The sequence below is a fragment of the Sphingobacterium sp. 2149 genome (genome assembly GCF_031455655.1).
GTDB lineage: Bacteria > Bacteroidota > Bacteroidia > Sphingobacteriales > Sphingobacteriaceae > Sphingobacterium.
Genome location: NZ_JAVDTD010000005.1, coordinates 75,659 through 90,166, shown reverse-complemented (window position 1 = coordinate 90,166; position 14,508 = coordinate 75,659). Strand labels below are relative to the sequence as shown.

Annotated in this window: 19 protein-coding genes; 14 read left to right on the top strand and 5 right to left on the bottom strand. The window is 36.3% G+C overall.

The window, feature by feature from the left end; all coding sequences use genetic code 11:
* Positions 1–6 precede the first annotated feature (6 nt).
* Positions 7–417 carry a Dabb family protein gene (locus J2X77_RS08820; protein ID WP_209576425.1) on the top strand — a complete coding sequence of 137 codons (411 nt, stop codon included), beginning with the start codon at positions 7–9 and terminating at the stop codon, positions 415–417.
* 38 nt (positions 418–455) lie between these two features.
* Positions 456–935 carry a hypothetical protein gene (locus J2X77_RS08815; RefSeq protein ID WP_293881451.1) on the top strand — a complete coding sequence of 160 codons (480 nt, stop codon included), beginning with the start codon at positions 456–458 and terminating at the stop codon, positions 933–935.
* A gap of 927 nt (positions 936–1,862) precedes the next feature.
* Here the strand turns inward: J2X77_RS08815 and J2X77_RS08810 are convergent.
* Positions 1,863–2,234 carry a helix-turn-helix domain-containing protein gene (locus J2X77_RS08810; RefSeq protein ID WP_209576423.1) on the bottom strand — a complete coding sequence of 124 codons (372 nt, stop codon included), beginning with the start codon at positions 2,232–2,234 and terminating at the stop codon, positions 1,863–1,865.
* A gap of 91 nt (positions 2,235–2,325) precedes the next feature.
* Here J2X77_RS08810 and J2X77_RS08805 point away from each other — a divergent pair, with 91 nt between their 5' ends.
* From J2X77_RS08805 to J2X77_RS08795, 3 genes are all read left to right on the top strand, one after another.
* Complete coding sequence (locus J2X77_RS08805) at positions 2,326–3,330, top strand: alpha/beta hydrolase (RefSeq protein ID WP_209576421.1); 1,005 nt, start codon at positions 2,326–2,328, stop codon at positions 3,328–3,330.
* A 9-nt stretch (positions 3,331–3,339) separates the two neighbouring features.
* Positions 3,340–4,485, top strand: coding sequence for an MFS transporter (locus tag J2X77_RS08800; RefSeq protein WP_209576419.1), 1,146 nt, complete (start codon positions 3,340–3,342; stop codon positions 4,483–4,485).
* Between the two features lie 216 nt (positions 4,486–4,701).
* A complete protein-coding gene (locus tag J2X77_RS08795; protein WP_209576418.1) occupies positions 4,702–5,148 on the top strand; it encodes a hypothetical protein in 447 nt (148 codons plus the stop codon).
* Between the two features lie 258 nt (positions 5,149–5,406).
* Here J2X77_RS08795 and J2X77_RS08790 read toward each other — a convergent pair whose 3' ends face one another.
* A complete protein-coding gene (locus tag J2X77_RS08790) occupies positions 5,407–6,450 on the bottom strand; it encodes a hypothetical protein (RefSeq protein ID WP_209576416.1) in 1,044 nt (347 codons plus the stop codon).
* A gap of 335 nt (positions 6,451–6,785) precedes the next feature.
* Here J2X77_RS08790 and J2X77_RS08785 point away from each other — a divergent pair, with 335 nt between their 5' ends.
* The gene (locus J2X77_RS08785; RefSeq protein WP_209576414.1) at positions 6,786–7,610 is read left to right on the top strand and encodes a hypothetical protein; all 825 of its coding nucleotides are present in this window, start codon (positions 6,786–6,788) and stop codon (positions 7,608–7,610) included.
* 348 nt (positions 7,611–7,958) lie between these two features.
* Here the strand turns inward: J2X77_RS08785 and J2X77_RS08780 are convergent, their stop codons facing one another.
* Positions 7,959–8,966, bottom strand: coding sequence for an ADP-ribosylglycohydrolase family protein (locus tag J2X77_RS08780; RefSeq protein WP_209576412.1), 1,008 nt, complete (start codon positions 8,964–8,966; stop codon positions 7,959–7,961).
* 163 nt (positions 8,967–9,129) lie between these two features.
* Here J2X77_RS08780 and J2X77_RS08775 point away from each other — a divergent pair, with 163 nt between their 5' ends.
* From J2X77_RS08775 to J2X77_RS08750, 6 genes are all read left to right on the top strand, one after another.
* Entirely contained in the window at positions 9,130–9,576 is a 447-nt protein-coding gene (locus J2X77_RS08775) for a nuclear transport factor 2 family protein (protein ID WP_209576410.1), read from the top strand.
* A gap of 382 nt (positions 9,577–9,958) precedes the next feature.
* Entirely contained in the window at positions 9,959–10,108 is a 150-nt protein-coding gene (locus tag J2X77_RS08770) for a hypothetical protein (RefSeq protein WP_209576408.1), read from the top strand.
* A 31-nt stretch (positions 10,109–10,139) separates the two neighbouring features.
* On the top strand, positions 10,140–10,289 hold the full coding sequence (locus J2X77_RS08765) for a hypothetical protein (protein ID WP_209576406.1): 150 nt from the start codon (positions 10,140–10,142) through the stop codon (positions 10,287–10,289).
* Positions 10,290–10,320: 31 nt separating this feature from the next.
* On the top strand, positions 10,321–10,473 hold the full coding sequence (locus J2X77_RS08760) for a hypothetical protein (protein ID WP_209576404.1): 153 nt from the start codon (positions 10,321–10,323) through the stop codon (positions 10,471–10,473).
* Between the two features lie 38 nt (positions 10,474–10,511).
* On the top strand, positions 10,512–10,670 hold the full coding sequence (locus J2X77_RS08755; RefSeq protein WP_209576403.1) for a hypothetical protein: 159 nt from the start codon (positions 10,512–10,514) through the stop codon (positions 10,668–10,670).
* A 23-nt stretch (positions 10,671–10,693) separates the two neighbouring features.
* Positions 10,694–10,843 (top strand): hypothetical protein, encoded by a 150-nt coding sequence (locus J2X77_RS08750; RefSeq protein WP_209576401.1) that lies wholly within the window; start codon positions 10,694–10,696, stop codon positions 10,841–10,843.
* Positions 10,844–10,896: 53 nt separating this feature from the next.
* Here the strand turns inward: J2X77_RS08750 and J2X77_RS08745 are convergent, their stop codons facing one another.
* The gene (locus J2X77_RS08745) at positions 10,897–11,760 is read right to left on the bottom strand and encodes a nucleotidyl transferase AbiEii/AbiGii toxin family protein (RefSeq protein ID WP_307188042.1); all 864 of its coding nucleotides are present in this window, start codon (positions 11,758–11,760) and stop codon (positions 10,897–10,899) included.
* Positions 11,761–12,218: 458 nt separating this feature from the next.
* Here J2X77_RS08745 and J2X77_RS08740 point away from each other — a divergent pair, with 458 nt between their 5' ends.
* A complete protein-coding gene (locus J2X77_RS08740) occupies positions 12,219–12,605 on the top strand; it encodes a nuclear transport factor 2 family protein (RefSeq protein ID WP_209576397.1) in 387 nt (128 codons plus the stop codon).
* A gap of 109 nt (positions 12,606–12,714) precedes the next feature.
* On the opposite strand, the gene J2X77_RS08735 is transcribed toward J2X77_RS08740, so the two are convergent.
* Positions 12,715–13,746, bottom strand: coding sequence for a hypothetical protein (locus tag J2X77_RS08735; protein ID WP_209576395.1), 1,032 nt, complete (start codon positions 13,744–13,746; stop codon positions 12,715–12,717).
* A gap of 390 nt (positions 13,747–14,136) precedes the next feature.
* Here J2X77_RS08735 and J2X77_RS08730 point away from each other — a divergent pair, with 390 nt between their 5' ends.
* Positions 14,137–14,301: a hypothetical protein gene (locus tag J2X77_RS08730; protein WP_209576392.1), complete on the top strand. Its 165-nt coding sequence runs from the start codon at positions 14,137–14,139 to the stop codon at positions 14,299–14,301.
* Positions 14,302–14,508 lie beyond the last annotated feature (207 nt).

Genomic DNA, 14,508 nt, shown 5'->3' with positions numbered 1-14,508 from the left:
AATAACATGAAAAGGAAAGATTTTATCCTTACACTAGGTACTGCTGGTGTTATGAGCTTTGCGTCCACCTCACTGATGGCAAAAGAGAAAAAAGCGAAAACAAAAAAAGTGTATTTCCACTATTTGCTTTTTTGGCTAAAACCTGACTTGTCTGCTGAACAGGTAGAAGAGTTTAAACAGTTTTTTGAAGGTCTTAAAAAGCTTCCCTATGTCAAAAATGTACGTTATGGCAAGCCTGCTGCTTCTTCACCAAGAGCGGTATTGGACAACTCGTTTACCTACAATGCGTCCATGGAATTTGCGACGCTGGAAGAACTGGAGGCTTATGGTAAACTACCGGGCCACCTCGCCCTTGTCGCTAAATACAAACCCTATTTTGAACGGATGATGGTGCACGACACGGTTTATGAATTCTAAAATTAAAACAACAAAATAATAATTTCAAAGATTACAAAATGAAAATGATATCCAAACTAGCTATTGCTTGCGTACTGGCAGCATCAAGCTTAAACGCTGTGAAAGCGCAAGAAGGTCATGGGAAAATTAAGGAGGTAAAGGTGGAAGCTGAAGGTGAAATGCCTGCGGTACGATTGATCAATAATCCAGATGGAACCTGCTCGTTTCAAAAAGGCTTTATTCCAACATTAAAACACGCCAATACGAGTACATTTTGGACAAGCAATAAGACCGAAGAATGGGAGAAAAATGCTCATCCAGCTCCAAGAAGACAATATGTGGTTACGCTAAAGGGTAAAATCAGGTTTAAAGTCAGCGATGGCTCAACTTTTTTGATCAAACCTGGTACAATTCTTTTGGCTGAAGATTTGAAAGGTACTGGGCATAGCTGGCAAATGGTTCATTCAAAAAGCTGGGAAAGATTGTATATCCCTATCAACGAGGGGGCTGATGATCTTTTCGTAGCAAAAAATGACTAATATTTATGTTGTGCCGCAGTCTGACCTGTGGCACAACATTGGCCGTATTTTTATTATTACTTATGAGCACTTATTTTCTTGAGATTTTAAAGGTTTAAAGCTTTTTAACCCATTTTCAGAAAACTTTTCTGCAAAGCGGAGATTAAAAAAGTTTAGAAAAATTACTTATTATTGCCATAGTATATAGTATACAAAGTAGTTTTACGATGAAACTAAAATCTCTCCTTGTTATTTTGGGCTTAAGCGTTTTTCTTTATTCTTGCAAAAACAAGAGTTTAATAAATTCCATTTGGAAAAATTGCGGAGATAATAGCGGACTGTTAGATATTCTTGTTTTTAACGATACGCATAATTTTGTGCGGAATGATACCATCTATCGGAGGATGGTTATTGATTCCCCAATCGCTGTAATTGATCGGATTGATACCTATTATGGCGAAAGAAGATTATATCTAAAAAGGCTCTCTGATCAAAAAAACTATAGATTTTGTGAGCAGTAATAAAAAATCGAGCAGCCTAATGGTCACTTTATTTTGTAAAGCTATATCGAGGGATGTGGCTTTTTTACGTCAAAAGGGCCTGATTCTCATCAGACCCTTTCTCTTAGCATTTATTTGTACAGTATTTTTATGTTTCCTATCGTTTCCTCTTTTTTGTTTCGTCATCCAATGTTTTTAAAGACTATTGGATTTTCACTGTACGACGCCAACTTTTATGTTGAATCTTTCTTTCGAAAGGCTGCTTGTAGCCGCTTTGTATTGGAAGAACAATAGCCAGTTTAAAATAGTTTTATTATTTTTAATAACTGTAGTTTTAATACAAAAAACTTATGCTGTTCGTGAAGTACAGGTGGGTCTAGTAAACATTCGCAGCATCCTTTGTTGTCCTCTTTTACGGATACCCGAAACGGCTGGTTTAGCTTTGCTGTTAAATGGGGCTTTCACTTACTAGAACTTTATGTTTTGCTCCCCATTTACTCAATTTTGCCCATATAGGAACCAGTTCTTTGGCAATTTCTGTCAACTCATAATCCACTCTTGGAGGTACTTCTGCATAAACGGTACGTTTTACCAAGCCATCCTTTTCCATTTCACGTAATTGGAGTGTAAGCATTCGTTCAGTAATTCCATTAATCTGATTGCGTAATTCGCTGAAACGCAATTTCCCATTTTCTAATTTGCAAAGAATAAGCAGTTTCCAACGACCACCAATTTTGCAAATGGCATAAGTCAGATCACAGCTTTCCATGATATAACTCTCATTCAACAAATTAGTCGAATTCTCTTTTCTTTTTCCCATTACTTACAAATTTGTTAGTACCATACAATTAGCTGTATACTATGCAAATTTATTGTTTCAAATTAATTTTGTTCCATCAAAATCAATAAACATGAGAAAAATTTTATTATCGATAATAATTCTTGGAACTATTTCATGTAAGACCACTAGCACAATCAAAAAGGAAACGACTATGCAACTCACACCGAAAATTAAAGAAATCTTAAGTCATTTAGAAACTATACAGGTATTTCAAGGCAAAAACCCTTTAGATATAAGCCGGAAAAGTTATGATGCGATGGCTCAACAATTAAGTGGAGCGAAAGAAGCTGTTTTCAGCATCGAGGAATTTAATATCCCTTCAAAAAATCATCAAATTCCTGTGAGATTATACCGCCCTAAAGGCAAAACATCAAATTCTTCTGCCATTATCTACATTCATGGAGGATGGTTTATTTCTGGTGGTTATGAAACTCATGATGCAATTGCTCGAAAATTGAGTAATGAAACGGAAGCAGTCCTCCTTTTTGTCGATTACCGTCTCGCTCCTGAAAATCCTTTTCCTGCAGGATTAAACGATTGTAAAGATGCTACAGCATGGTTAATCAATAATGCAAAAAATCTTGGAATTGATGTTCAAAAAATCGGGGTCATTGGCGACAGTGCGGGCGGAGCGTTGGCAACAGCCTTATCTCTCGAATTCGGAAGTCAATTAAAATTTCAGGTTTTAATTTATCCTGCTTCTGATAACTCATTAGGTACAGCCTCTTGGGAAAATTATAAAAATGGTCCAATCTTAACTAGAGCGTGGGGATTACAGGCCTGGAATTGGTATTTAAAATCGAAAGAAGACAAGACAAATCCTTTAGCTGTTCCAGTTTTAATCAAAGATTTCAAAGAAACTCCAGAAACTCTGGTCATTTTAGCACAACATGATCCATTAAGAGATGAGGGCGAGAAATTAGCCCAGAACATGAAAAATTCAGAAGTATCCGTTGAAAAAAGTTTATATAAAGACATGGTTCATGGCTTTATGCATATGGGAATTCTTTTGCCTGAAACACAATTAGCAACGAAAGAAATTGCTGAATTTATAACCAAAAGCTTAGAAAAATAGAATTTTAAGATGAAGAAGTACGCATACACAGGAGCATTAGGCTTTTTAGCTATTATAACAACTGAATTTGGTATCATTGGTATTTTGCCGCAAATAGCGGAGCATTACCAAATCGGCATTGATAAGGCTGGCTATCTGTTGGGAGGATTTGCGTTAGCGATTGCGCTTACTGGACCTTTTATGACTTTGTTGTTATCAGGATTTGACCGAAAGAAAGTGATGATGACAGCGATTTTTATTTTTCTGTTAACAGGAATTGTATCGTCATTTTCACCACCATTTTGGCTATTAATGCTTGTAAGGATATTACCTGCATTTTTACAGCCTGTTTATATCGCTACAGCTTTATCCGTAGCGGTTTCACAGGGTAATAAACGGAACGAAAATGAATTGATGAGTATCGTGTTCAGCGGTGTTGCTATTGCAATGGTAACAACTGTTCCGTTCGCTACTTATATTGCCAACATTTTTTCTTGGGAATATTCGTTTATAGTACAGGCTATCATCAGCATTGTGGCATTATTGGCTATTCACTTTGTATTGCCGGCAATGCCTGTGAGAGCAAAAAAATCTTATGGAAGTCAGTTAAAAATATTGAAAAAACCGATGTTCATTGTAAGTACATTAATGAATTTCTTTATGATTGCGGCTTGGTTTTCCACTTATAGTTACTTTGCCGATTATCTAAATAAAGCCAAAGATATGGACGGAACCATGGTCAGCTATATGCTGTTTGTATTCGGTATTATCGGTGTATTTGCTAATTGGACAGCCGGTAAACTATTAAACAAGAACATAACACACACAACTGTTTTTTTTCTTTCGGGGACTATAATAGTTCCTATACTCCTGCATTTTTCGGGAGGCAATACTATGGCTACAATTCTGGTAATCGTATTATGGGGTTTTCTATATTCTCCAAGTTTCTTAAATGCCTCTACTTATATGATTTCATCTGCACCAGAGGCGATGGAATTTGCCAATAGTTTGGCTACATCATTTGGCAACTTAGGCGTAACGCTAGGAACCACCGTAGGTGGTTTGATCATTGTGTCTAAGGGCGTACAGTTTACGCCCTGGATAACCGTTTTATTTGGTATGTTGGCTTTTTTTATGATCGGTCTAAGATCCCGATTGGAAAAGAAGCCAGCATAATCCAGACCTTAAAGGTCTGTGATACTGTTGATGCTGAAGTATGGTACAATCAGAACTGTTCTATATTCGTAAACTTTCACCTCCCCATTCCCGCCATTCACCGAGTTTTCTTGGTCATTAGTCTAAAGCCGATAGGTTAGGGGCGTATTGCGTTGTAGTTTTGAATCAACAAATAAGAAAAGATAAAAAAAACTAACACAATAAAATAAAGACATTATGAAGGCATTAGTAAAAACATTCGCAGCAGCAGCTTTAATCGCAGTATCCACTTTCGCTATGGCAGCTGAAGGACCTGGAGCAAAAGCAACAAAAACAAATGTTAACCTTTCTACAGCAGACTTCGCTTTAGCGCACTATGTGGCGGTAACTACGGAGGGCGAATCAGCAGGAGTAGAGCAATTGTTCGCCGAAGATTTTAATCAAAAGATCCAAGCTACCAACGCGCAGTCTAACAACCGTAGCGAAGTTGTTAAATCCTTGAAAAAACAAAAAGGCGAAAAGCTAAACTGTACAGTAAGCTCTGATATCATCGAGGAATCGGCAGACTATATGGTTTCTAAAGTGACTCTAAAATTTGAAAATTTCACCAAAACAGATTTAGTTACTTTGGAGCGCGTGGGCAATGACTGGAAAGTATCCAAATCAATCAATTCGTATAAATAGTATCTAATAACTAGTTGTCTACTCGGGCAAATCGGTAGCAGACAACTAATGAATAATATGTTTATTAAGGCCACGTCGTGAGACGTGGCTTTTTACGTCAAAAGGGCCTAATTCTCATCAGACCCTTTCACTTAGCGTTTATTTGTATAGTAGTTTCTATGTTTCCTATCGTTTCCTATTTTTATTTCGTCATCCAATGTTTTAGAAGACAATTGGATTTCCAAGGTGTAACGTCAATGAAATATTGGGTATTGCTCGCTATAATATCGCTTTCAAATTTGTGTTGTCCAAACCTTTGTCTTTAAAAAAAGCTTCGAATGGTATGCCATTAATTTTCTTTGTTTTATACCAAAGGTTCAGTTTTCTATTGAGCTGTTTATCGGGCATATAAATTAACTGAGCTCTTTTAAAATAGTCCAAAAAATTGCCGTTTAATATTCCATTGTCCCAATAGAACTCAAAATCTCCAATTCCTTCTACTGCATACCAGTCACTACCTTTATTTAAACCGGCACTTTTTGTAAAAGGAATGTGAGGTTCATTTGTCCAAAATCTGTCTATCATTATAGTTCGGCCTTGATTATTTAAATTTATGGTAGTATCTTTTATTATTCCCCCTTTTAGGGTATTTAACCTTCCAGTAGAGAGATAACTTTGTTTTGAAAAACTCCTACTCTGCAGATATATTCCCGCTGCATTAATTCTATATGGCTCCATATTGCCTTTACCTATAAAATAGGACTCGGTTAAGGTCTCGTTGTCAACTAAAAAATATTCATTTTTTCGTTTGATCACGATTTTATAATCCGTTCTCTTCAAATTGAGGGATGGCGTCTCTGAAAAAATACCTAAAGGTGCATAAGTTGCATAAAATATATCTTTCGCTGTGGTTCGCAACAGGCTATCCAAAGAAATTAAGTTTATATCCTTGTTAATAATGGCTTTCGAGATATTTTTCACCTCAAATTTAGACCTTGTCAGCGGCGTTAGTGTAACTAAGATATCAACGGGCAAATCTTTCCCTTCACGCTCAAAGCTTATAAAATTCTGAAATACTTTTTGATTTGAATCATCAGGAATTATGCTTTTTTTAAACAGAAAATTGTAAATAGTCAGATTTGGGAAATTGGTACTGTCGGATCCGATCTCTGCATATGTTCTTTTGCAGAATAAATGCCCATTCAATGAATCGGTTAGTTTGTCTTGATCAAATACAACATACTTGGTTTGAGCAAAGCAGTTACTAATAAGTTGAAAAGCTGATACGGCTAAGAAAGTAAATAAGATTATTATTTTGCACATGATATATTTTAATTATTTAAGAATCCATTGGGTCCTATGACACAGCTGTTATTAAACTCCATTTTTTATTAGTATTTCGTTTTTATCCAACATAGAAGGTTTATATATGTCTTTAAAAGTAATTATATTTTTAAGATTGTTCAAAAAATTCCACACACAAGCATAACTTTTAAATTTGAATTTGACCGTGTATGAAGAAGTGCTCGAAGTTCCGCCGCGCCACCTGTCGGAGAGGGAATATTTGGATAATCTTTCTGTTCGTTGCATGGATAAGAATTTTCTCCCGTATACTGATTTTCTTATATTTGGAGTATCACTTTTAACAATGCCTAAATATGAATTTTATAATGAAATATCTTTTTTCAAGTCTATCAGTTTTGTTTTTAAACTTTGCACAAGCTCAAACCTCGATTAAGACAGAACTCTACATCATTGGCACGGTGCATGATTCCTCCGCTATTTTGAGTCCAGATATGCTATTTGAAATTATAGATAAGATCAGACCAGATATACTTTTGCAAGAAAATGATAGCGAACAGATGAAAGATTACGCAAAGGAAATCCGTCTAACTTCCAACGAGCAGAATGCTACATTAAGATATCTTAAAAAATATCCTGAGACACGCAATTTGCCATTCGAATTTGAGGGTAGAAATCAGTACCGAATAGATAGGGGGATGGTGCCGGCTGATTACCTTACAGTAAAGCTTATCGATAGCTTGTATCTAGTCGGTAAGTTAAGTGACACCAATAAAGCCATCTATGAGAAATATAAAGAAGCGAATAATGCGCTGTTAAACTTTTCAAAAACAGATATAAAGACATTGAATTCAGTCGCTTTTGAAACTTTAAACAGATATAGACAAACTCTTCAGCATCATGAGGTTCCCAAAATAGCTAATTCCGAAGTGATTTTTGAAGAGAAATATGTAGTAAAGCCAAACGGTCAAAAGATTTCTTACCGAGATGGTTATCAGCTTTGGTGTAATTTTTGGGATTTAAGAAATAATACAATGGCTATTAATATCATCAAACACGCTAATCAGTATAGTGGAAAAAAAATAGTTGTCTTGACCGGAGTACAGCACAAGTATTATTTAAAAGAACTGCTCGATAAATACCAAGATGGCAGTTATCGTGTTATTGAATACTTCCAATAACATGATATATATGTTGTGGGGCCATATCGCGAGATGTGGCTTTTTTCCGTCAAAAGGGCCTGATTCTCATCAGACCCTTTCTCTTAGCGTTTATTTGTACAGTAATTTTTATGTTTCCTATCGTTTCCTCTTTTTTGTTTCGTCATCCAATGTTTTTAAAGACTATTGGATTTTCACTGTACGACGCCAATTTTTATGTTGAACCCTTCTTTCGAAAGGTAGCTTGTAGCCGTTTTGTATTGTAAGAACAGCTGTCGATTTAAAATATTTTTAAAAATAAATGTTTCGATGTTTTAAATTGACATTTTTGAAATAAGCTCTTACTGGTTAGACATTATTATCGAATTTCTAATTTAAATATCTCTTCGCTGTTTTTTCTATTAGCAATTTGATATCATCATAGCGGGCGATGCTCGAAAGCCAATCTTCAGGTATACTTTCCAGCCCATAGTACAAACCAGCTAATCCGCCCGCGATCGCAGCCCCGGTGTCTGTATCTTCACCAAGGTTTACAATAGATAATACAGTGTCTCTATAGTTGTCTTTTTCCATAAAAAGCCATAGGCTTGATTCTAGACTATCGATCACATAACCGCTGGACCTTAATTGATTATGTGTCTTAGAACGGATGTCATGCAAAATGGTGCTATTAAAATGAATTATTTCTGACTCAGGGAAATTGATGTCCGTCCAGAACTTTGAAACTTGATTCCGCATTTCAGCATAAGCCTGCTCTTTGGCCAAACCTAGCAAAATGAGTTCGGCTAATTTAAGATAGATAAAACATGCCATTGCAGCGCGTATGTGCTTATGCGTTAGGGCGGAAACTTCCCAAATTTTCTCGAATTGTTCCGACGGACTAAGTCCCTTGATCTCAAATAAAAGGGGTAATATTCTCATTAATGAACCATTGCCGTTGTCTTGTTCTTTCGCCCGATATTTTAGCAAATGTAGCTCTCCGATTTGCCCGGATCTGATAATATCTTTAAGCTCACCGATCGATTTAGCCGTGGTGATACCGATATCAAAGACTTCTCCTCTTGCTGTCCACAGCTTATCTTCCTTCCAAGCTATAAATTTTTTGGAGATATCTACCAAATCATATCCACCTAACAGCGAGTCTGCAAGACACAACGTTAAAGATGTATCATCTGACCAGGTACCCATAGGTTGATTATGGCTGCCAAATCCGATCATTTCGGTAGCTGGATTTTTTAGCATTTCTTCTTTCGATCTGAATTCAAATGGTACACCAAATGCATCACCAACCGCGATGCCAAACAATGCTCCATACATTTTATTTTTCCCTTGATTAGCAGCTGTATTAGACTGTATATTCATAAATAATTTGATCATTGATTCATATCAATATAATAAAAAATATTCACCTCCCCATTCCCACCATTCACCGAGTTTTCCCGATCGTTAATCTAAAGCAGATAGGCTGGGAGCCTATTGTGTCGTAGTTTTGAGTCAACAAATAAGAACAACAGAACTAACACAATAAAATAAAGACATTATGAGAACACTAGTAAAAACATTCGCAGCAGCAGCCTTAATCGCAGTATCTACATTCGCTATGGCAGCTGAAGGAGCTGGAGCAAAATCGTCAAAAGCAAACGTTAACCTTTCCACCGCAGATTTCGCTTTAGAGCACTACGTTGCGGTAACTACAGAGGGAGAATCAGCAGGAGTGGAGCAGTTATTCGCCGAAGATTTTAATCAAAAGATCCAAGCTACCAATGCTCAGTCTAACAGCTGTATCGAAGTGGTTAAATCCTTGAAAAAACAAAAAGGAGAGAAGTTAAACTGTACAGTAAGGACAGCTATCATCGAGGAATCGGCAGACTATATGGTCGCTAAAGTGACGTTGAAATTTGAGAACTTCACCAAGACTGATTTAGTTACCTTGGAGCGTGTGGGTAATGACTGGAAAGTATCCAAATCGATCAATTCGTATAAATAGTACCTTATCACTGGTGGTTTGCCAGTCATAAAAGACAAACCACTAGTGAATCATATGTTTATTAAGGCCAGGTCGCGAGATCTGGCTTTTTGTGTTTTATGATTGCCCATCGGCTCAACTGTTCGGTAGATGTATTCTACCGCTTACATTGGATTCTTTTCGCTCAAATAGCCCTTGAATGAAGCCTAAGTTTGTGTAAGAATTAACAATAACAGCATTATGGAAAATCAAATACTTTAAAAAAAGCACGATCCTATCTCACAAGTCGGTTAAAATAGAATTACTTCTAATCGGATAATTAAATATTGTATTAATTGTCTATATTCGAAAACGGCCTATATTCTTATGGCAATAATTTTATAAATAATCTAAATTTTATTTTATGTGGAGTTTAATTTTATACTTTTTATTTGGTATTGGCCAGCCTGCCAATACACAATTTCGTTCAGATGTAGCGACTATTCAAACAAAAGAGGTAGATGGTGATACAGGAGGAGAAACAGGCACACCAAGACCTCCAAAAGGTAAATAACAATAATTTTTTAAATTGAAATCTTTAATCTATGTGGAGCTTAATTTTATACCTTTTGTTTGGTATTGGCCAGCCTGCCAATACACAATTTCGTTCAGATGTAGCGATTATTCAAACAACAGAGGTAGATGGTGATACTGGAGGAGAAACAGGCACACCAAGACCTCCAAAAGGTAAATAACAATAATTTTTTAAATTGAAATCTTTAATCTATGTGGAGCTTAATTTTATACTTTTTGTTTGGTATTGGCCAACCTGCCAATACAAATTCATCTACAAACAGTTCTATAATCAATGTAAATGCAGATGATATTCATGATGACGGTGATGGTGGCGATAAAGGGAATCCTCCTCCTAAAGGATAATCATAATTAGTAATTAATATCAAAGATCAATCAGAACTATGTGGAGTTTAATTTTATACCTTTTGTTTGGTATTGGCCAACCTGCCAATATAAATTCGTCAGGAAACAGTTCTACGGTTAATATAACAGCGGACGATAATCCTAATGATGGCGACGGAGGAGATTTTGGTACCATCCGTCCTCCTAAAGGGAAGTAGCAGTAATTTTAATATCAATTAATATGTGGAGTTTAATTTTATACATTTTATTCGGTATTGGTCAGCCTGCCAATGCTCAGACACCGACTGTAAAGGCGGCGGTTTCATCCGAAGCGGATCAACCAGGTGATAATGGTGGTGATACGGGAACGGTTCGTCCTCCAAGAAAGTAAAGTGATTACTAAGGCTATATTTGCAAAAAATAGCCTTAGTAATTATGTCGATATCATAGGATGGCGATGTCCCAAGGTAAGCTGTTCAATCTGTTTTTGATTAGGTTTAATTTTTCTAAAATCAGGTAATCAGGAGGAAGCTGGCCAGATTCAAAGATGCTAAATTTCGTACTATAAACTTGACTAAAATGGGTATCCCAGTTTTCATTCAATTTATGGAAAAATAAACTGTCAACAGGCTGGTATTTAAGCCAATGATTGTTATTTCTCAAGCTTTTTGCATCTCTATTGGCTACATTTAGCAGCATTTTAAAAAAGTCCTCGGACTGAAGGAAATGCTGAAATTTCTCATATTGCAACAAGTAATATAAGTCGTAAACATGTTTGACCTTTTTGCTCAGATTAATAATCGGATCATCTGAGTATGAAAATCGGACAAGGCTCATGATTTTTTCACAGAATGTTCTGAATGGATCCAGTACATTCATCTCAAACGGGAAAAGCTGATATTGATTAATAGTAGCCTTTTGATCGGTTTCTTGTAATGCATCACCTATAAGGGAATTGAATGAATATTTACTATGAGGGTTGGATTCGCCCAGCCAGCTATAATCGATAGTAACAAGATTGCTTTCAGGGCAGAAGTTCTCATTATGAAGTTTCCAATAGGAATGAGCAGTTTTACGGTTCATCCCCATTTTTTTCGTTAGACCTTCTATTTGAATTTCAGGTAACTCCTTACATAGGATACTACCTATTCTTTTTAATTTAGATTTTAATCTGCTGTCTGTTTCGCCTTTTTTTCTCGCGACTACAAAATCGATATCTTCAGGAGTTCTTTTTATGAGTTTGAAACATTTTGATAGAGCAATTCCGCCTTTCACTATGATATCTTCACTTAATGAATCCTGTTGAATTAAGTATAATATAAATGTTTGCCAGTAATCTCTTTCAACGTATCTGGATTGTATATTAAGTAGATTAGAGATGTAATGAATATTTTTTTTAAAATGATAGGGTGTTTGTGTAATTCCATTGTGATACAGATTGGTGTTATAAGTAAGTTAATACAACGGTTAAAATTTTTAATTATTGGAGACTGATTAACTTCACCTCCCTATTCCCGTCATTCACCGAGTTTTCCTGAGCGTTGTTCTAAAGCCCGTAGGTTAAGGGCCTATTGTGTTGTAGTTTTGAGTCAACAAATAAGAACTAAAAACTAACACTATAAGAAAAGACATTATGAACCATCATGAGTGCTTAAAAATGGCACTCATGATAGCTTTATCACCAATCAAAAAACAAATCATTTCGATAAAAAACTTTAGTAAAAACATTCGCAGCAGCAGCTTTAATCGCAGTATCAACTTTCGCTATGGCAGCTGAAGGACCTGGAGTAAAAGCAACAAAAGCTAACATTAACCTTTCCACAGCAGATTTTGCTTTAGAGCATTATGTTGCGGTAACCACAGAGGGCGAATCAGCAGGAGTAGAGAAGTTATTCGCTGATGATTTCAATCAAAAGATCCAAGCTTCCAATGCGCAGTCTAACAGCCGTAGCGAAGTGGTTAAATCCTTGAAAAAACAAAAAGGCAAAAAGCTAAACTGTACAGTAAGCACCGACATCTTAGAAGAATCAGCTGACTATATGGTTGTTAAAGTGACTTTGAAATTTGAGGATTTCACCAAGACTGATCTGGTTACCTTAGAGCGGGAAGGTAATGATTGGAAAGTATCCAAATCGATCAATTCGTATAAATAGAATTTCGCAACTGGTGGTTTGCCGTTAATAAAAGACAAACCACTAGTGAATCATATGTCTATTTAAGGCCACGTCGGGAGATGTGGCTTTTTTTATGCAGCTAAGGAACCTATTCCTTTTGTTTCTGCATTATTCCAAATTGAACCTGTTGATTGCTGTCTGGCGTTATACTTACATAGGTGTCCCAAATATGTTTTGTCACAGCTTTTAAAGATTTATTGAGTCGGACTGGGTGATATCCCGGGCCTGTAAAAAACTCAACTTCATTGTCGATTTTTGAATACCAGATATTCCCAATGTCTTTCACCCTTAAGATGTCAGGCGGTGTGATTTTACGAAAATGCTCTAGTCTATCCTGATCTAATCCAATAACCTGATACGCTTGTGTTTTGTCTTGGCAATCGACCTGAATATATTTTTCGCCATCCCAGCACATGCAATCTTTGGGAGTCAAAAAATCTATTGTAATAAAAATAGCAATAATGAAAGAAGCAGCTCCGGTAAATCTTAAGGTATGTCTATTTAAAAATGGTTTTTTCTGCGAGCCTGATTCATTTTTATTTATTTGGCTTTCATCAACCCCCTCTGGACTAATTACCTTACTTGTGTCAACATAGTCTATATCCACATTGGTTTTCTCATGATCTCTTTTCGAAATAATAGACTCATCTTGGCTATTACCTTCTAGGTTAATAGATGTGGAGGGGCCCTTTTTAGCATCATCTTCAACAGGTGGATCATTCTTTCCGAAAGGTGGGTCATTCTCAATTTGTATAGGCTTATCATCATAATTAAGGCGAAATGGACGCGGTTGATAATCCACAAGTACAGCTAATAGTTTGACAAGAAGCTCATCTGGGTTTTCTGTTTCCCGTAAAATAAACTTCTGTAAAGCTCTTAACCATCCTGTTTTATAATTGTAGATAGCATCTTCTAAACTTTTTTCCTTTTTAAGTGGATCAAAGAATTTTTGTAAGACCTGAATATCGGTTTCTGGTAACCCTTCGGATAATCTAATTAAGCAGTAATCTCTCAAGTTTGCAGGTGAGGGGCTGGCCAATAATTCATCCATTTCTTGTTTGCTTTTCTTTTCCTCATAGAGGGAAAGAACCCTTTCTTTAAATATGTTAAACGTCGGCATAGCTACAAATTTAGGTTCTATTTCTATCAGTATTTACGGAATCCCGTAAGTCAACACCTTATCAATATATCGGTATTTACCGAATTTTTAGAATTTTATCAGTCTTTCCCGTATTGTCGGAATCATTTGATAAAAAGGGTTTTAACGACTATAACTTTGTTCTCGAAGTCAGATGATGGATCGATTAAAATATAAACTAAGATACTAATCTGATTTCACAATGAGAAGATCTCGCGGTAGTCTTTAGCCGGTTTGGGAAGCAGCTTCTGCCTCCCGCGATTGACACTCTTACTTCCCAAAAAATTCAGAAGGCCTTCTGAAAACATTTGTAGCAATCCCGTGCATGGGGCACGGGACCTACCAAGTTTTTGACTTTTAATTTTTTGAGTTATGTGGAGTTTAATATTATATTTTCTATTTGGAATCGGTCAACCGTCTAATTCACAGCCAAGCGCAGGAACACCAACAGTACAAACGGCAGATACTCCGCCACCAAACCCTGGTGATGATGGAGATGGTGGCGACAAAGGAAGTACAAGACCCCCTTTGCCATAGTTTAACTCTTAGAAATTTAAGGAGTAGTATTCACTACTCCTTTTTTGTTTGGGGTAATTTAGCGTTGCTTTATTCGCCGAAAATGAATAATTTAGGTTAAAATTTTAGCCGTGTTTAGATTACCTTTAGTCCTCTTCTTTTTATTTGCGTTTATTATATCTTGCCGACAGGAGGATAATGTAATTCCTTTGAACTCGACAAATGAGT

Bases quoted from the DNA above. Each gene is read 5' to 3' on its own strand.
- J2X77_RS08820 (WP_209576425.1), top strand. From the start codon at position 7: ATGAAAAGGAAAGATTTTATCCTTACACTAGGTACTGCTGGTGTTATG.
- J2X77_RS08815 (WP_293881451.1), top strand. From the start codon at position 456: ATGAAAATGATATCCAAACTAGCTATTGCTTGCGTACTGGCAGCATCA.
- J2X77_RS08810 (WP_209576423.1), bottom strand. From the start codon at position 2,234: ATGGGAAAAAGAAAAGAGAATTCGACTAATTTGTTGAATGAGAGTTAT.
- J2X77_RS08805 (WP_209576421.1), top strand. From the start codon at position 2,326: ATGAGAAAAATTTTATTATCGATAATAATTCTTGGAACTATTTCATGT.
- J2X77_RS08800 (WP_209576419.1), top strand. From the start codon at position 3,340: ATGAAGAAGTACGCATACACAGGAGCATTAGGCTTTTTAGCTATTATA.
- J2X77_RS08795 (WP_209576418.1), top strand. From the start codon at position 4,702: ATGAAGGCATTAGTAAAAACATTCGCAGCAGCAGCTTTAATCGCAGTA.
- J2X77_RS08790 (WP_209576416.1), bottom strand. From the start codon at position 6,450: ATGTGCAAAATAATAATCTTATTTACTTTCTTAGCCGTATCAGCTTTT.
- J2X77_RS08785 (WP_209576414.1), top strand. From the start codon at position 6,786: ATGAATTTTATAATGAAATATCTTTTTTCAAGTCTATCAGTTTTGTTT.
- J2X77_RS08780 (WP_209576412.1), bottom strand. From the start codon at position 8,966: ATGATCAAATTATTTATGAATATACAGTCTAATACAGCTGCTAATCAA.
- J2X77_RS08775 (WP_209576410.1), top strand. From the start codon at position 9,130: ATGAGAACACTAGTAAAAACATTCGCAGCAGCAGCCTTAATCGCAGTA.
- J2X77_RS08770 (WP_209576408.1), top strand. From the start codon at position 9,959: ATGTGGAGTTTAATTTTATACTTTTTATTTGGTATTGGCCAGCCTGCC.
- J2X77_RS08765 (WP_209576406.1), top strand. From the start codon at position 10,140: ATGTGGAGCTTAATTTTATACCTTTTGTTTGGTATTGGCCAGCCTGCC.
- J2X77_RS08760 (WP_209576404.1), top strand. From the start codon at position 10,321: ATGTGGAGCTTAATTTTATACTTTTTGTTTGGTATTGGCCAACCTGCC.
- J2X77_RS08755 (WP_209576403.1), top strand. From the start codon at position 10,512: ATGTGGAGTTTAATTTTATACCTTTTGTTTGGTATTGGCCAACCTGCC.
- J2X77_RS08750 (WP_209576401.1), top strand. From the start codon at position 10,694: ATGTGGAGTTTAATTTTATACATTTTATTCGGTATTGGTCAGCCTGCC.
- J2X77_RS08740 (WP_209576397.1), top strand. From the start codon at position 12,219: ATGGCAGCTGAAGGACCTGGAGTAAAAGCAACAAAAGCTAACATTAAC.
- J2X77_RS08735 (WP_209576395.1), bottom strand. From the start codon at position 13,746: ATGCCGACGTTTAACATATTTAAAGAAAGGGTTCTTTCCCTCTATGAG.
- J2X77_RS08730 (WP_209576392.1), top strand. From the start codon at position 14,137: ATGTGGAGTTTAATATTATATTTTCTATTTGGAATCGGTCAACCGTCT.